Origin of the sequence: Streptomyces sp. NPDC047869 (assembly GCF_040704065.1) — a bacterium.
Taxonomy (GTDB): Bacteria; Actinomycetota; Actinomycetes; order Streptomycetales; family Streptomycetaceae; genus Streptomyces.
In genome coordinates this window covers 68,597-84,597 of the sequence record NZ_JBEYRK010000006.1, presented here as the reverse complement: position 1 = coordinate 84,597, position 16,001 = coordinate 68,597, and the positions used below count along the sequence as shown (strand labels likewise).

Annotated in this window: 14 protein-coding genes and 1 tRNA gene; 9 read left to right on the top strand and 6 right to left on the bottom strand. The window is 71.0% G+C overall.

Features of this window, described 5'->3' with window-relative positions:
• Positions 1–31: 31 nt before the first annotated feature.
• The 5 genes from AB0924_RS10415 to AB0924_RS10395 all read left to right on the top strand — a co-directional run bounded on the left by AB0924_RS10415 (position 32) and on the right by AB0924_RS10395 (position 5,503).
• Positions 32–508 (top strand): septum formation initiator family protein, encoded by a 477-nt coding sequence (locus AB0924_RS10415; protein ID WP_358928874.1) that lies wholly within the window; start codon positions 32–34, stop codon positions 506–508.
• Positions 509–590: 82 nt separating this feature from the next.
• Positions 591–1,130, top strand: coding sequence for a DUF501 domain-containing protein (locus AB0924_RS10410; protein ID WP_358928876.1), 540 nt, complete (start codon positions 591–593; stop codon positions 1,128–1,130).
• Positions 1,127–2,083: a Ppx/GppA phosphatase family protein gene (locus AB0924_RS10405; RefSeq protein ID WP_366911143.1), complete on the top strand. Its 957-nt coding sequence runs from the start codon at positions 1,127–1,129 to the stop codon at positions 2,081–2,083. Before AB0924_RS10410 ends, AB0924_RS10405 begins: the two co-directional genes overlap by 4 nt.
• A 536-nt stretch (positions 2,084–2,619) precedes the next feature.
• Complete coding sequence (locus tag AB0924_RS10400) at positions 2,620–4,002, top strand: NAD(P)/FAD-dependent oxidoreductase (protein WP_358928880.1); 1,383 nt, start codon at positions 2,620–2,622, stop codon at positions 4,000–4,002.
• 211 nt (positions 4,003–4,213) lie between these two features.
• A complete protein-coding gene (locus tag AB0924_RS10395) occupies positions 4,214–5,503 on the top strand; it encodes a cyclopropane-fatty-acyl-phospholipid synthase family protein (protein ID WP_358928882.1) in 1,290 nt (429 codons plus the stop codon).
• Positions 5,504–5,568: 65 nt separating this feature from the next.
• On the opposite strand, the gene AB0924_RS10390 is transcribed toward AB0924_RS10395, so the two are convergent.
• Positions 5,569–8,097, bottom strand: a complete 2,529-nt coding sequence (locus AB0924_RS10390) for an FtsX-like permease family protein (protein WP_366911142.1) — start codon at positions 8,095–8,097, stop codon at positions 5,569–5,571.
• Entirely contained in the window at positions 8,097–8,867 is a 771-nt protein-coding gene (locus AB0924_RS10385; protein ID WP_358928886.1) for an ABC transporter ATP-binding protein, read from the bottom strand. The genes AB0924_RS10390 and AB0924_RS10385 overlap by 1 nt, the downstream gene beginning before the upstream one ends.
• 391 nt (positions 8,868–9,258) lie before the next feature.
• Between AB0924_RS10385 and AB0924_RS10380 the strand changes: the two genes are divergently transcribed.
• The 3 genes from AB0924_RS10380 to AB0924_RS10370 all read left to right on the top strand — a co-directional run bounded on the left by AB0924_RS10380 (position 9,259) and on the right by AB0924_RS10370 (position 11,674).
• Positions 9,259–9,345, top strand: a tRNA-Leu gene (locus AB0924_RS10380).
• A gap of 150 nt (positions 9,346–9,495) precedes the next feature.
• The gene (locus AB0924_RS10375) at positions 9,496–10,668 is read left to right on the top strand and encodes a 4-hydroxybenzoate 3-monooxygenase (RefSeq protein WP_358928888.1); all 1,173 of its coding nucleotides are present in this window, start codon (positions 9,496–9,498) and stop codon (positions 10,666–10,668) included.
• 145 nt (positions 10,669–10,813) lie between these two features.
• Positions 10,814–11,674 carry a Bax inhibitor-1/YccA family protein gene (locus AB0924_RS10370; protein WP_358928890.1) on the top strand — a complete coding sequence of 287 codons (861 nt, stop codon included), beginning with the start codon at positions 10,814–10,816 and terminating at the stop codon, positions 11,672–11,674.
• Positions 11,675–11,786: 112 nt separating this feature from the next.
• On the opposite strand, the gene AB0924_RS10365 is transcribed toward AB0924_RS10370, so the two are convergent.
• Complete coding sequence (locus AB0924_RS10365) at positions 11,787–12,017, bottom strand: DUF4287 domain-containing protein (protein WP_031173022.1); 231 nt, start codon at positions 12,015–12,017, stop codon at positions 11,787–11,789.
• Positions 12,018–12,115: 98 nt separating this feature from the next.
• Here AB0924_RS10365 and AB0924_RS10360 point away from each other — a divergent pair, with 98 nt between their 5' ends.
• The gene (locus AB0924_RS10360; protein ID WP_358928892.1) at positions 12,116–12,427 is read left to right on the top strand and encodes a hypothetical protein; all 312 of its coding nucleotides are present in this window, start codon (positions 12,116–12,118) and stop codon (positions 12,425–12,427) included.
• A gap of 26 nt (positions 12,428–12,453) precedes the next feature.
• Here AB0924_RS10360 and AB0924_RS10355 read toward each other — a convergent pair whose 3' ends face one another.
• From AB0924_RS10355 to AB0924_RS10345, 3 genes are all read right to left on the bottom strand, one after another.
• Complete coding sequence (locus AB0924_RS10355) at positions 12,454–13,245, bottom strand: hypothetical protein (protein WP_366911141.1); 792 nt, start codon at positions 13,243–13,245, stop codon at positions 12,454–12,456.
• Between the two features lie 273 nt (positions 13,246–13,518).
• The gene (locus AB0924_RS10350; protein WP_358928896.1) at positions 13,519–14,739 is read right to left on the bottom strand and encodes an acetyl-CoA C-acetyltransferase; all 1,221 of its coding nucleotides are present in this window, start codon (positions 14,737–14,739) and stop codon (positions 13,519–13,521) included.
• A 175-nt stretch (positions 14,740–14,914) separates the two neighbouring features.
• Complete coding sequence (locus AB0924_RS10345; protein ID WP_366911140.1) at positions 14,915–15,934, bottom strand: SGNH/GDSL hydrolase family protein; 1,020 nt, start codon at positions 15,932–15,934, stop codon at positions 14,915–14,917.
• Between the last annotated feature and the right edge of the window lie 67 nt (positions 15,935–16,001).

The window sequence follows — 16,001 nt, the reverse complement described above, 5'->3', positions numbered from 1 at the left end:
TACGCACGTGGAAGGGGAGGCGGAGAGCCAGATGGCCGTCAAGGACCGGGACCGTTTCTCCACCGCCACCAGGCTGCGCGCGCTCGGCGAGCAGACCGCGGCCAGGGTCTACCGCTCCCAGACCAAACGGCAGGCCCGCCGCTCCCGGCTCACCGGCCGCGCGGCCCTGCTGGCACTGGTGCTGTGCTCGCTGATCGTCGCCCTCGCCTACCCGATGCGGCAGTACGTCTCCCAGCGCGCCGAGATCTCCGACCTCCAGCGGGAGCGGGGGCAGGCCCGGCAGCGCGTCGAGCAGCTGCGTGACCTCAAGGCGCGCTGGCAGGACGACGCCTACGCCGAGCAGCAGATCCGGCGCCGGCTGCACTATGTGATGCCCGGCGAGACCGGCTACGTCGTCGTCGACCCGGGCGAGGCCAAGCAGTCCCGCGCGGACCTCGGGGCCGCCCGCCGGCCCTGGTACGCGAACGTCTGGGACGGGGTCGACAAGGCGGACGCCTCCGACCAGTGACCGGACCCCGGCCGGCCACCGGCCGCCACCAGTAACCGGCCCGCGGGCCGGCCACCGACAGAAAGCCACCCTGAAAGCAGTCATGGAAACGCCTCCGCCGCCCACTCCGCGCACCGAGCCCACCGACGCGGACGTCGAGGCCTTCAAGCAGCAGCTGGGCCGCCCGCCGCGGGGCCTGCGGGCCATCGCGCACCGCTGCCCCTGTGGTCAGCCGGACGTCGTGGAGACGGCGCCCCGGCTGCCCGACGGCACGCCCTTCCCGACGACGTACTACCTGACGTGCCCGCGCGCCAACTCGGCGATCGGCACGCTGGAGGCGGACGGCGTCATGAAGGAGATGACCGAGCGGCTGGGGACCGACCCCGAGCTGGCCGCCGCCTACCGGGCCGCCCACGAGGACTACATCCGGCGCCGGGACGAGATCGAGGTGCTGGCGGGCTTCCCGAGCGCCGGCGGCATGCCGGACCGGGTGAAGTGCCTGCACGTGCTGGTGGCCCACTCGCTGGCCGCCGGACCGGGCGTCAACCCGCTCGGCGACGAGGCCATCGCGATGCTCCCCGAGTGGTGGAGCAAGGGACCGTGCGTGACGCCGTGCGAGCCGGCCGGGGAGGACGAGAAGTGACCCGCGTGGCCGCCGTCGACTGCGGTACGAACTCCATCCGCCTGCTGGTCGCCGACGCCGATCCCGTGACCGGTGAACTCGTCGAACTGGACCGGCGGATGACGATCGTGCGGCTCGGCCAGGGCGTCGACCGCACCGGCCGGCTCGCCCCCGAGGCGTTGGAGCGCACCTTCGCCGCCTGCCGCGAGTACGCCGAGGTCATCAAGGAGCACGGCGCGGAGAGGATCCGCTTCGTGGCCACCTCCGCCTCCCGGGACGCGGAGAACCGGGACGACTTCGTGCGCGGTGTCGTGGACATCCTCGGCGTCGAGCCCGAGGTCATCACCGGCGAGCAGGAGGCCGAGTTCTCCTTCACCGGCGCGACCAACGAGCTCCGGGGCCGCGACGACCTGCCCCGCCCCTACCTCGTCGTGGACATCGGCGGCGGCTCCACCGAGTTCGTCGTCGGCGACGACCACGTACGGGCCGCGCGGTCCGTGGACGTCGGCTGCGTGCGGATGACCGAACGGCACCTGGTGCACGAGGGCAAGGTCACCGACCCGCCCACCGAAGAGCGGATCGCGGCCATACGGGCGGACGTCGAGGCCGCCCTCGACCTCGCCGAGCGGACGGTCCCGCTGCGCGAGGCACGCACCCTGGTCGGCCTCGCCGGCTCGGTCACCACCGTGTCGGCGATCGCCCAGGAGCTGCCCGAGTACGACTCCGCGCGCATCCACCACTCCCGGGTCACCTTGGAGCGCGTCCGCGAGATCACGGACGAGCTGCTGCACTCCACGCACGCCGAGCGCGCGGCGATCCCCTCCATGCACCCGGGCCGGGTCGACGTGATCGGCGCGGGCGCCCTCGTACTGCTCGCGATCATGGAGCGGACCGGGGCCGAGGAGGTCGTCGTCAGTGAGCACGACATCCTCGACGGCATCGCCTTCAGCGCGGCGGAGAGCATGACGCCGTAACGGGTGGTGCTGAAGAAAACCATCCCGCGTCTGCCGGCAAGCGGACGCCGACGGCCCGGGCCGCCGGCGTCCCCGGCCAACACCCCGCCCCCGGGGGCTTCTTCCGTCCGCATGCTACTGATGAGTAGCCTCTGTTGAGCAGCTCGGATAACGTGTGAGCGAGCCGTTCGGTGCCTCCGGCGACACCCCGTCGGGAAAGTTCGTGAACTTCTTCACAAGGAATTCCGTCCCGTTCGGCCGGGAAACAGGGCCGGTTGGCCCTTCCGGGGGTTCGTCTGCCGTTTGAACATGTTCAGACGGTGGCTGCACGAGAGGCTCGAGGGGGAGGCTCCGAGGACGTTTCCGGTTCCTCACGGACGCCCTGAATCGACAGAGAGGCAGCTCACGCGGCCTTGACAACGGGTCAGACCGCCCCGCGGTTCCGGGTTCGCGACATGACCTGCGTCACGCGGGCCGCGGAGTTTAGCACAGGGCATGCCGGAGCTTGTGAAGGGGCGCACGAGCAGCCCCCCTGAGCCGGGTGGATACTCGATGCCATGAGCACCACGGAGCGTCCCAGGATCCTCGTAGTAGGCGGTGGGTACGTAGGCCTGTACGCAGCTCGGCGCATCCTCAAGAAGATGCGCTACGGCGAGGCGACCGTCACGGTCGTCGACCCCCGGTCGTACATGACCTACCAGCCCTTCCTCCCCGAAGCCGCCGCCGGCAGCATCTCCCCTCGCCACGTCGTCGTCCCGCTGCGACGCGTGCTGCCGAAGGCGGAGGTCCTCACCGGCCGGGTCACCACCATCGACCAGGACCGCAAGGTCGCCACGATCGCCCCCCTCGTGGGCGAGGCGTACGAGCTGCCCTTCGACTACCTGGTCATCGCGATGGGCGCGGTCTCCCGCACCTTCCCGATCCCCGGCCTCGCCGAGCAGGGCATCGGCATGAAGGGCATCGAGGAGTCCATCGGCCTGCGCAACCACGTCCTGGAGCAGCTGGACAAGGCCGACTCCACGACCGACGAGGAGATCCGCCGCAAGGCGCTCACCTTCGTCTTCATCGGCGGTGGCTTCGCGGGCGCGGAGACCATCGGCGAGGTCGAGGACATGGCCCGGGACGCGGCCAAGTACTACAAGAACGTCTCCCGCGAGGACATGCGGTTCGTCCTCGTGGACGCCGCCGACAAGATCCTCCCCGAGGTCGGCCCCAAGCTCGGCCAGTACGGCAAGGAGCACCTGGAGAGCCGCGGCGTGGAGATCTACCTCTCCACCTCGATGGACTCCTGCGTCGACGGCCACGTCGTGCTGAAGAACGGCCTCGAGGTCGACTCCAACACGATCGTCTGGACCGCCGGCGTCAAGCCGAACCCGGCCCTCGCCCGCTTCGGCCTGCCCCTCGGCCCGCGCGGACACGTCGACTGCGAGCCCACGCTCCAGGTCAAGGGCACCGACTACATCTGGGCCGCCGGCGACAACGCCCAGGTCCCGGACCTCGTCGGCCGCAAGGCCGGCAACGAGAACGCCTGGTGCCCGCCGAACGCCCAGCACGCGCTGCGCCAGGCCCGTGCCCTCGGCGACAACGTGATCTCCGGTCTGCGGGGCTTCCCGCAGAAGGAGTACGAGCACGCCAACAAGGGTGCGGTGGCCGGTCTCGGCCTGCACAAGGGCGTGGCGATGATCGTCATGGGCAAGATGAAGATCAAGCTCAAGGGCCGTCTCGCCTGGTACATGCACCGTGGCTACCACGGCATGGCGATGCCGACCTGGAACCGCAAGATCCGCGTCTTCGCCGACTGGACCCTCGGCATGTTCCTCAAGCGCGAGGTCGTCTCCCTGGGCGCCATGGAGAACCCGCGCGAGGAGTTCTACGAGGCCGCCAAGCCGGCCCCGGTCGCCGCCGCCGGCAAGACCGGCGAGAAGGCCAAGGCCTCCTGACCCACGGTCGCGCCACCGGTCGCCGAACCGGTGCCGCGACCATCCGGAAGACCTCCCGCCATCCGTGGTGCGGGAGGTCTTCCGGCGTTCCGGCGCGCTTCCGGAAGGGGGAGTTCACCCACCTGTAACTCCTTTGCGGGACTGCGCCGGAGGCCTCCCGGTGTTTTCGTGGTATCGGACATCCGGGATCGTCGTCTTGGAGGTGTGCGCCATGGCCGACGCCGCGTCGCGGCTGAGGAATCTCGCCGAGCAACTGCTGGGAGCACCGCTACCGGTGCGGATCCGCGCCTGGGACGGTTCGCGGTCCGGCCCACCGGACGCCCCGGCCCTCGTCGTCCGCAACCGCCGGGCCCTGCGCCGACTGCTGTTCAAGCCCGGTGAGTTGGGCCTGGCCCGGGCCTGGGTCTCCGGAGACCTGGACATCGAGGGCGACCTCTACGAAGTCCTCGCGGTCATCGCGGGGCTGGTGTGGGAACGCGACGAGGACGCCCGCGGTCTCGTCGAGGCGCTGCGCGACCCCGAGGTGCGGGCCGCCGGGCGCGAGCTGCTGAGGCTCGCCGGGCCGCCGATCCCGCCAGCCCCGCCCCGCGAGGAGGTCCGCAGACGCCGCCACCTGCACACCCGGCACAGCGACCGGCGGGCCATCAGCCACCACTACGACGTCGGCAACGACTTCTACGAACTCGTCCTCGGCCCGTCGATGGTCTACTCGTGCGCCTACTGGCAGGACGGCGGCACCCTGGAGTCCGCCCAGCGGGACAAGCTCGAACTCGTCTGCGCCAAGCTCGGCCTGACGCAGGGGCAGCGGCTGCTGGACGTCGGCTGCGGCTGGGGCTCGATGGCCGTACACGCGGCCCGCGAGCACGGCGTGCGCGTCGTCGGCGTCACCCTCTCCCAGGAGCAGGCGGCGTACGCCCGCAAGCGCGTCGCGGACGAGGGGCTGACCGACCGCGTGGAGATCCGCGTCCAGGACTACCGGGACGTCACGGACGGCCCCTACGACGCGATCTCCTCCATCGGCATGGCCGAACACGTCGGCGCCGAGCGCTACCTGGAGTACGCGAGCGCCCTGTACGCCCTGCTGAAGCCCGGCGGGCGGCTGCTCAACCACCAGATCGCCCGCCGCCCGCAGCGCGACGAATCCACGTACGAGGTCGACGCGTTCATCGACGCCTACGTCTTCCCCGACGGCGAACTCGCCCCGCTCGGCACCACCGTCACCCAGCTCGAACGGGCCGGTTTCGAGGTCCGGGACGTGGAGTCGATCCGCGAGCACTACGCCCGCACCCTGCGCCAGTGGGTCACCCGGTTGGAGGCCGGCCGGGACCGCGCGATGCGCCTCACCAGCCCCGGCCGGACCCGCGTCTGGCTGCTGTACATGGCGGCCTGCGCGCTCGCCTTCGAACGCAACCGCATCGGCGTCAACCAGGTCCTGGCCGTCCGCACCCCCGACTCGGGCGCCTCCGGGCTGCCCCTGCGCACCCGCACCTGGAACACCTGACGCGCCGGGACACGGCGAGGGGCCCCGTTCCGGTACGCGGAACGGGGCCCCGGTCGTCCGTGCGGCTACTCGCTCTTGATCGCCGCCAGCATGTTCAGCCGTGCCGCGCGCCGGGCCGGCCACAGGGCGGCCAGCACCCCGACCACCCCGGCCAGCAGCAGGAAGAGCGCCATCCGGCCCCAGGGCAGGACCAGTTCGTACGTCGGCATCTTCGTGCCCAGCAGCTCTCCGGCCGCCCAGCCGAAGAAGACACCGAGACCGATGCCGAGCACCCCGCCGAACAGGGAGATCACCAGCGACTCCAGGCGGACCATCCGCTTGACCGACCTGCGGTCCAGGCCGATCGCGCGCAGCATGCCGATCTCCTGGGAGCGCTCGAAGACCGACATGGCCAGGGTGTTGATGACGCCGAGGACCGCGACGATCACCGCCATGCCGAGCAGGCCGTAGACCATGTTCAGCATCAGCGTGAACATCTTCGCGATGTCGTTGGAGATGTCCTTCTTGTCCTGGACCAGGATCGCCGGGTTGGAGCCGAGGGCCTTCTCCAGCCCGTCCTTCGCGCCGCCGGAGGCGCCGCCCTCGGTTTTGACCATCACCTGCATGTCGGCCGGGTCGGTCAGGTGCGGGGTGAGGACCTTGTTGTCGAGCATGATCCCGTTGAGCATGTCGTTGCCCTCGTAGATCCCGGCGACCGTGAGGCCGCGCGCCGCGCCGTCCTCGAAGTGCGCGGTGAACCGGGAGCCGACCCGCCAGCCGTGCTCCTGGGCCCGGTCCTTGTCCACGACGATCCGTGAGCCGCCCACGGTGAAGGAGCCGTCGTCCACCTTCAGGTCCGTCAGCTTGCCGATCGCGGAGCCGTCGACGCCGGTCAGGTACTCCGTCTCGCCGCCGATCCGGGACGCCCCGTTGCGCAGCGGGCTGCTGGCGGTGACGCCGTCGGCGCCGGCGAGCCTGCGCGCGACGTCCGGGGAGAGCGGGCCGCGGTTGGCCATCGACACGACGTAGTCCGCGCGGATCGCCGAACTGGCCATCCGGTCGATCGACGTCTGCAGGCTGCCCGCCATCACCGTCATGCCGGTGATCAGTGTCAGGCCGATCATCAGCGCGGACGCCGTGGCCGCCGTACGGCGCGGGTTGCGCACCGAGTTCTGGCGGGCCAGCTTGCCCGAGACACCGAACACGCGCAGCACGGGCGCGGCGGCCGCGATCAGCGGGCGGGACAGCAGCGGGGTCAGGATGAACACGCCGATGATGAGCAGGACCGCGCCGAGCCCCATCGGGCCCTGGGCGGAGTCGGTGTCCATCGTCGTGGCCGCGAGGACCACCGTGACGCCGGCCGCCGAGAACAGCGCGCCGAGCGTGTTGCGCAGCACCAGCGACTTGGTGGTCGCCTTGGCGTGCACGCTGCTCATCGCCGCCACCGGCGGGATCTTCGCCGCGCGGCGGCCCGGCAGCCAGGCGGCCAGGACGGTGATGACGATGCCGACGGCGAGGGCGGTCAGCACGGTGCCCGGTGTGATCACCAGCGGCCCGTCGGGCATGCTCGCGCCGAACGAGCCCAGCAGCGACCGCAGGCCCGCGCCGATGCCGACACCGGCGGCCAGACCGGTCGCCCCGGCGACCGTGCCGACCACCAGCGCCTCGATCAGCACCGAGCGGGTGACCTGCCGGCGGGAGGCGCCGACCGCCCGCAGCAGGGCCAGTTCCCTGGTGCGCTGGGCGACCAGCATGGTGAAGGTGTTGGCGATGATGAACGTGCCGACGAACAGGGCGATGCCGGCGAACACCAGCAGCCCCTGCTTCAGGCCGCTCATCGAGGCGGAGATCATCTCGGCCTGGTCGTCGGCGAGCCGCTTGCCGGTGGTGGTCTCCACCAGGCGTGACGGCAGGGCCTCGTCCAGGGCCGTCTTGAGCGCGCTCTGGCCGGTTCCCGCCTTCGCCTTCACGTCGATCTCGTCGAACGTGCCCTTCTTGCCGAACAGGGCCTGCGCGGTGGGCGTGTCGAACAGGGCGAGGCTGCCGCCGGCGGCCACGTTGCCGTCGTCGGTGCTGAAGATGCCGCTGATGCGCGGAGTGAGGACGGGACCGTCCACCGAGAGCCGGACGGTGTCGCCGACCTTGTAGCCGGCCCGCTCGGCGGTTCTGGCGTCGATCAGCACCTCGCCCCGGCCGCTGGGCGCGTGTCCGGCGACCAGGGGGTAGCGGGCGTCCTTGGTGCCCCAGTAGTTGCCGCCCTCGGACTGCCAGCCGTCGCCGAGCAGTTTGCCGTCCTTGCCGGCGATCGCGGTGAACCCGGTGACGACACCGGTCGCGGAGGCGGCGCCGGGCGTCCCGGCAGCCCGGTCGAGCAGGGCCTGGGTCAGTTCGGGGGTCTTGCCGACCCGGTCTCCCTCGGAGTCCTGGTACTCGGGCCGTACGGCGACGTCGACCTGGTCGAAGCCCTTGGCGGAGCTCTTCTGGTAGGCGTCGGAGATGGTGTTGGTGAAGACGAGGGTCCCGGACACGAAGGCCACGCCGAGCATGACGGCGAGCACGGTCATCAGGAGCCGGGCCTTGTGCGCGGACACGTTGCGCAGGGCGGTGCGGAACATCAGCTGGTACGGCCCTTCGCGTCGAACTGCTTCATCAGATCGAGGACGGAGTCGGCCGTGGGGCCGTGGATCTCGTCCACGATCCGGCCGTCGGCCAGGAAGACCACGCGGTCCGCGTACGCCGCCGCCACCGGGTCGTGGGTCACCATGACCACCGTCTGGCCCAGTTCGCGCACCGAGTTGCGCAGGAAGCCCAGTACCTCGGCGCCGGAGCGCGAGTCGAGGTTTCCGGTCGGCTCGTCACCGAAGATGATCTCCGGCTTGGAGGCGAGCGCCCGGGCGACGGCGACGCGCTGCTGCTGACCGCCGGAGAGCTGCGAAGGCCGGTGGCCGAGCCGGTCGGACAGCCCGACCATCTGGATGACCCGGTCCAGCCACGCCTTGTCGGCCTTCCGGCCCGCGATGTCCATCGGCAGGGTGATGTTCTCCAGCGCGGTCAGCGTCGGCAGCAGGTTGAACGCCTGGAAGATGAAGCCGATCTTGTCCCGGCGGAGCCTGGTGAGCTGCTTGTCCTTCAGGGAGCCCAGCTCGGTCTCGCCGATCCGCACGGACCCGGAGGAGAAGGTGTCCAGACCCGCCACGCAGTGCATCAGTGTGGACTTGCCGGAACCGGACGGTCCCATGATCGCGGTGAACTCCGCCTGCCGGAAGTCGACCGAGACCTGGTCCAGGGCGACCACCCGGGTCTCGCCCTGCCCGTAGATCTTCGACAGCTCGGTGGCGCGTGCGGCCACGGCCGTGGTCCGGCCGGCGGTGGGTGTGGTGGTCACGGGAGGGTGCTCCTGTCGGGACGACGTCTGTTTCGGGGACTGATCCATCGTCCCGGCCGCCGGCGCGCGTGTAGTCAGCCGCTGTTCCGGTTCCGGGGGGCGACTCCGGTCGGACGGAGCGGGCCCGTGTCATACCTGGGGAGGACGGGCGACCCCGACCCGCGCGGTGGCCGGAACAGGACGAGCGCCCTCGTTCGGTAGGTGAAATTCCGTCATTCCGCGTACGCGCCCACCCACGCCCCGTCACGCTGGTGGCAAGTGCGGATGGCGAGTTCCGAGTGCTGATGCACCCTCAGACATCAATAAAATAAGACAACATCGGGTCATCCCTTCGCCTGTCCGAGGGATGCGCCCCGATAGGCTCGGAGCCTCGCAGCGGTGCCCATGGCCTGCCCGGATGGTGGAATGCAGACACGGCGAGCTTAAACCTCGCTGCCCCTTCGCGGGCGTGCCGGTTCAAGTCCGGCTCCGGGCACCAACCCCCTCTTTTCCGGCCCGCTCCCTTGTTTCCCGGGCCTTCTGCCCCGTGACCGTTGACAGCGGTATGTGCGCGGCCGGAGACTCGCCTCGCAAGAGTGAAAGAAACTTCACCACGCGAACAAGAGTGGGCAGAGAAAAGGGGCGACCGATGCGCACCACCGTCGGGATCATCGGAGCCGGTCCGGCCGGGCTGCTTCTGGCGCGGCTGCTGCACCGCGCCGGCGTCGACTCGGTCGTCCTGGAGAGCCGGGACCGGGCCTACGTCGAGCAGCGGCAGCGGGCCGGGATCCTGGAGCAGGGCACCGTGGACGTACTGCGGGAGGCCGGCGCCGGTGAGCGGATGGACCGCGAGGGTCTGCGGCACGACGGGATCGAACTCCGCTTCGACCGGCGCCGGCACCGCGTCGACTTCCCCGGCCTCACCGGCGGGCGGTCCGTGACGGTCTACGCCCAGACGGAGATTTGCAAGGACCTCATCGCCCTCCAACTGGCCGAAGGCGGCCCGCTGCTGTTCGAGGCGGAGGCGCTGGCCGTCGAGGGCGCGGACGGCGGCCGGCCGCGGGTGCCGTTCCGGCACCAAGGGAGCGAGGACGTCCTGGAGTGCGACTACGTCGTCGGATGCGACGGCTTCTGGGGCGTGGCCCGAAAGGCCTTCCCCACCGCCTCCCGGGTGTTCGAGCGGACCTACCCGTACGCCTGGCTCGGCGTCCTCGCCGACGTCGCGCCCTCGCACGACGAACTCGTCTACGCCCGGCACGACCGCGGCTTCGCCCTGTTGTCCATGCGCTCGCCCTCCGTCTCCCGTCTCTATCTCCAGGTGCCCGCCGGCACCGAGGCCGGACAGTGGGGCGACGAGGAGATCTGGGCCGAACTGGACCGGCGCCTGGAGACCGACGACGGCTGGAAGCTGGAGCGCGGTCCGATCACACAGAAGTCGGTCACCCCCATGCGGTCCTTCGTGCACGAGCCGATGCGCCACGGCCGGCTCTTCCTGGCCGGTGACGCCGCCCACATCGTGCCGCCGACCGGCGCCAAGGGGCTGAACCTCGCCGTCGGTGACGTCGTGACGTTCGCCCGGGCGCTCGTCCACGAACGGCGGACCGGGTCGCCGGAACTCCTCGACGCCTACTCCGCCAGCTGCCTGCGCCGGATCTGGCAGGCCGAGCGGTTCTCGTACGACATGACGACCATGCTGCACAGCGCCCCCGACGCGACCGCCTTCGACGCCCGCCTCCAGCGGGCCCGGCTGGAACGCGTCACCTCCTCCCGCGCGGCCGAGACCGATCTGGCCGAGGCCTACACCGGCTTCCCGCTGGAGTGAGCGGTTCCACAGGGGGAATCAGGGGTTCGCGTGGCGTGTTGGGCAACACCGCAGGGGAAAGATCCCTCTCAAGTAGTACGGCCGTTCTTTTGCCAATCCATTACTCTTGAGCCAAGGCCGCGCACAGTGGCCATGGAGGAGTGAAATGAGGAGCAGTAACCCGGTCTTCTCGCGACGGGGGTTCAGCCGCGACAACGGCTACGCCGGCTTCAACACCGCAGCGCAGGCCGGGTACGCGCAGGGCAACCCGTACGCGCAGAACCCGTACGCGCAGAACCCCTACGCTCAGCAGGACCTTCAGCAAGGTGCCCCGCCGCAGGCCCCGGCCACCACCGGCCGGATGACGATGGACGACGTCGTCATGCGTTCGGCCCTCACGCTCGGCACGGTCGCCGTCGGCGCCGCCCTGGCCTGGATCCTGCTGCCGGTCTCCGCGACCAGCTACGGCCTGGCCTTCGGTGCCGCCATCGTCGCGATGGTCCTGGCGCTGGTGCAGAGCTTCAAGCGCACGCCGTCGCCCGCGCTGATCCTGGGCTACGCGGCCTTCGAGGGCGTCTTCCTGGGCGTCATCAGCGAGATGTACAACAGCCGCTGGAGCGGTGCGCCCTTCCAGGCGGTGCTCGGCACCATGGCCGTCTCGGCCGCGACCCTGCTCGTCTACAAGGCCGGCTGGGTCCGCGTCACGGCCCGCTACGCCCGCATCGGCATGGCCATCGCCATGGCCTTCATCCTGGTGATGGTGGTCAACCTGCTTCTGGTCGCGTTCGGTGTGGCCGAGGACGGCGGACTGCGCAGCTTCGGCCCGCTCGGCGCGATCGTCGGCATCATCGCCATCGTGCTCGGCGCCTTCTTCCTCACTCTGGACTTCAAGCAGATCGAGGACGGCATCGCCTACGGCGCCCCGCGCAGCGAGTCCTGGCTCGCCGCGTTCGGCCTCACCCTCACCCTGGTGTGGATCTACGTCGAGATGCTGCGGCTGGTGGCGATCTTCAGCAGCAACGACTAGCGCGACCGGCCCGCGACCGGGCCGCCGCTCGGGTGAAGTCGTGGGAAAGGGCCCCGGATCCGTCGAAGGCGGATCGCAGGGGCCCTTTGCCGTGGCCGGGTCGCCGCGCGTGCTAGAGCAGCTTGCGGGCGGCCCTCCTCAGGTCGTACTCATGGATGATCGCCTTGGCGTGGCCGTACGCGAGGTCGTACTCGTGCCGGAGCCAGCTGACCTTCTCCTCGAAGCGGAACAGCGCGGGGCCTTCTTCGACGGTGCGCAGCCAGTCGGAGACTTCACGACCGGTGCAATGGGGGATGCGGGCGAGCAGGTTGCGGTGGGTCTCCTCGGAGAAGAGTTGGGACATCGGCGCCTCCGGTGCAAAGGGGATGTAAGCCGGTCCTTCACGTCACCGTGCCTGAGCGTTCGCGTATTGGCAACAGTGCGGCGCGTTACGCTCAGCCCGTGGTTGATACGACGCCCTTGACCCGAGCAGTGGATCACTTCGCCGACCGGTTGCGGGCGGCTCCGCAGAGCCGGCTCCAGCGGGGAGCCGCGGCGGAGGCGCTGGCCCTGGCCAACGAGTTGGCCCAGTGGGCGCAGCGCGTGGAGGAGCCGGCCGCCGAGCCACGGGAGATGCCGGACGCGGGAATGTTCGCCGCCGCCGACCAAATTCTCGTGGCCGCGCACGACTTGTCGCTGGTGCTGCGCACCGACGACGAGGTCGGCGAGGCGGTCGCGCTGGTGGAGGAGGCACGCAAGCGGGCCGGCGTCTGAGGCACCGGCACGGGCTTCCGCCGCCGTCACAGGGACGCGATGACCCGGTCTGCCAGGATGTAGACCATGTCGCCGCCGCACGCGAACGTCAGCGTGTAGGCGCCGGAGATGCCCGAGCCGCCGAGCAGGTACGGCGTGTCGCCCTCCCGCACGGCCGCGGCCAGCCGCTCCGCCGTCTCCCGGTGCCCGGGGGTCATGCACAGGGTGGTGCCGTCGGCGAAGACGTAGACGTCCAGGGTGCCCAGGGGCCCGGGCCGGACGTCGGCCAGCTCGACCTGGTCGGCGGCAAGCTGCTCCAGGGCGGTCACCGTGCGCTCATGGTCGTTCACCACCGGCGACTGTACGGGCACGAAGTCGGGGTGCGAGGGGTGACGGCGGCGGGCCGCGGCCAGTTCGGGGGACTCGCCCCCGGAGAACTCCTCGGTCTCCGTGGCCGGCTCGGCGACCGGCTCCAGTGAGTCCAGGCCCGCGAAATCGGCCTGCCGGGGCAGGAACAGGTCGTTCTCGGAAAGGTTCAGCAGGGACGGCGCGTCGGAGGCGTCCCGGGCCTCCTGTGCGGCCCAGAACGCGCGGGCCTCGGCCAGTTCCCGCTCCCGCTCCTCGGCCAGCGCCTCGGCCACGGCCGCGCGTATCTCGTCCGCGTCGGCGGCGCGGGCGGCGGGCAGCAGCGCACGCCTGGCGGAGGCCTGGTTCTCGGCGAGCTGTGCCTGCAGCTGGCTGAGCTGGCGGCGCAGCTTCAGAACGGTCCGCAGGACGGCGACGCCCACGGCGCCCGTGGCGGCCGTGGTGAGCAGCAGGGCGAAGGGCATGGCGCTCACTGACGTACTCCCAGGTTCAAAGTCGACCCCCGACTTCCTACATCAGCTTGAAGGGCGGACTGACCAGCTGTCAGTGCGTAACGTCACGAAACGGACAGGACTTTCTTGGCGTCGTTCCCCGGCCGACAGCGCTGACCTGCAAGGACGCCCCTGTGAGGGACATAGGTCACATCCTGAGGGAGATTGGATCACAAAACGGCCCAGAACCCGGGGCTTTCCCGGGTTCTGGGCCACCGCCTGACGTAGGGTGCCGTGCCCGCTACCGGGGGTGCGTCAGCTCAGGCGCTCGATGACCATCGCCATGCCCTGGCCGCCGCCGACGCACATCGTCTCCAGGCCGAACTGCTTGTCGTGGAACTGGAGCGAGTTGATCAGCGTGCCGGTGATGCGCGCGCCGGTCATGCCGAAGGGGTGGCCGACGGCGATCGCGCCGCCGTTGACGTTCACCTTGTCCAGGTCGATGCCGAGGTCGCGGTAGGAGGGGATCACCTGGGCGGCGAAGGCCTCGTTGATCTCCACCAGGTCGATGTCGTCGACGGTGAGGCCCGCGCGGCGCAGCGCCTGCTGGGACGCCTCGACCGGGCCGAGGCCCATGATCTCCGGGGAGAGGCCGGAGACGCCGGTGGAGACGATGCGGGCGAGCGGGGTGAGGCCGAGCTCGCGCGCCTTGGTGTCGGACATGATGACGACCGCGGCGGCGCCGTCGTTGAGCGGGCAGCAGTTGGCGGCAGTGACGAGCCCGTCCGGGCGGAACACCGGCTTGAGGCCCTGCACGCCCTCCAAGGTGACGCCGGCGCGCGGGCCGTCGTCCTTGGCGACGACCGTGCCGTCCGGCAGGGTCACCGGGGTGATCTCGCGCTCCCAGAAGCCGTTCTTGATGGCCTCTTCGGCCAGGTTCTGCGAGCGGACGCCGAACTCGTCCATGTCCTGGCGGGTCACGCCCTTCCAGCGGGCGAGGTTCTCCGCGGTCTGGCCCATCGCGATGTAGGCGTCCGGGACCAGGCCGTCCTCACGCGGGTCGTGCCAGGTGGTGCCCTCCTGCGCGGCCACGGCGGCGGTGCGGGCCTCGGCCTCGGCGAAGAGCGGGTTGTGCGTGTCCGGGAGGCTGTCGGAGTTGCCCTTGGTGAAGCGGGACACCATCTCGACGCCGGCCGAGATGAAGACGTCGCCCTCGCCGGCCTTGATGGCGTGCAGGGCCATGCGGCTGGTCTGCAGCGAGGAGGAGCAGTAGCGGGTGACCGTGCAGCCGGGCAGGTGGTCCATGCCCATCTGCACGGCCACGATGCGGCCGAGGTTGTTGCCCTGCTCGCCGCCCGGCAGACCACAGCCGAGCATCAGGTCGTCGATGTCCCTGGGGTCCAGCTCGGGGACCTTGGCCAGCGCCGCCTGGATGATCGTGGCGGTCAGGTCGTCCGGGCGCAGGTCCTTGAGGGAGCCCTTGAAGGCGCGGCCGATGGGGGAGCGGGCGGTCGAGACGATGACGGCTTCGGGCATCACGGCTCCAGAGGACGGAGTTGGGCAGGGCCGGTTGGGAAGTTACCCGGCCGTATGGTTCAGGTCACCGGTGTCGCGGTGTGACACTGGCCGCAATTTACTAAGCGCTTGCTTGGGTCGTCGGCGGTTCGCCGACAGGGCTCCGTAAGGCCGAGGGCTGCGCCCCCGGCCTCCGTCATGCCGTGGGGCGGGCCGGTTCCGCCTCGCTCACACGGCGCCGGCGGCGGCGCTTCAGGAGGGCCCAGGGGCCCCGGGGGCCGGTGGGCATGGCCGCCGTGACCTCGGTGCCCGGCTCGGAGGCGGCCTCCGCGGCCGCCCGGGCCACCGGGAGGAAGCCCTCGCGCCGGGACGCGTCCGGCCGTTCTTCCTCGGCCGGCCACAGACCGAGCGCCGCGCAGACCGTCGGCAGGACCGCCATCGCCGCCGTCGCATAGCCCTCTGCCGAGGGGTGGTAGTTGTCGGGACCGAACAGCTCCCGGGGGTTCGCCTCGAACTCCGGGCCCAGCAGGTCGCCCAGCGACACCGTCCGTCCGCCCTGTTCCACCGCCCCGATCGTCTGCGCCGCCGCCAGCTGCCGCGAGGTCCGGCGGGCCAGCCACCGCAGCGGCTGCTGCACCGGCTCGATGGTCCCGAGGTCGGGGCACGTGCCGACGACCACCTCGGCGCCGGCCGTGCGCAGCCGGCGTACCGCCGCCGACAGGTGCCGTACCGACCGCGTCGGCGGCATCCGGTGGGTCACGTCGTTCGCGCCGATCATGATCACGCAGACGTCCGGGACGGGATCGGCGGCCGACAGGACGAGCGCCACCTGCCGGTCCAGGTCGTTCGACTGGGCGCCCGGCGACGCCACGTTCCGCAGCTCCACCGGCCGCTCCGCCACCGCGGCCAGCCCCGACGCCAGCAGCGCCCCCGGCGTCTGGCCCGCCCGGTGCACGCCCTGCCCCGCGGCCGTGGAGTCGCCGAGCAGGGCCAGCCGCAGCGGAGGCTCGCCGGGGATGTCGTACGCGTGGCCGTACACCCCGTCGGCCACCGGCACCCGGCCCGTGCTGCCGTTGCCCACATGGCGCCGGGCCAGTTGCATCTCCGCCAGCAGCAGGCCGACCGCCGCCGCCCCGACGAGCCCCACCCCGCCGCCGCCGTAGGCCGCTCCGGCCGCGATGCGCCGGGCCACTCTCGCCCTCGACATGCTCGTCATGCGTCGCCGCCACCTCCTCGTAGCCGTACACCCACTCCTTGCCCCGTACAGTCCGTGTGTCAATCTC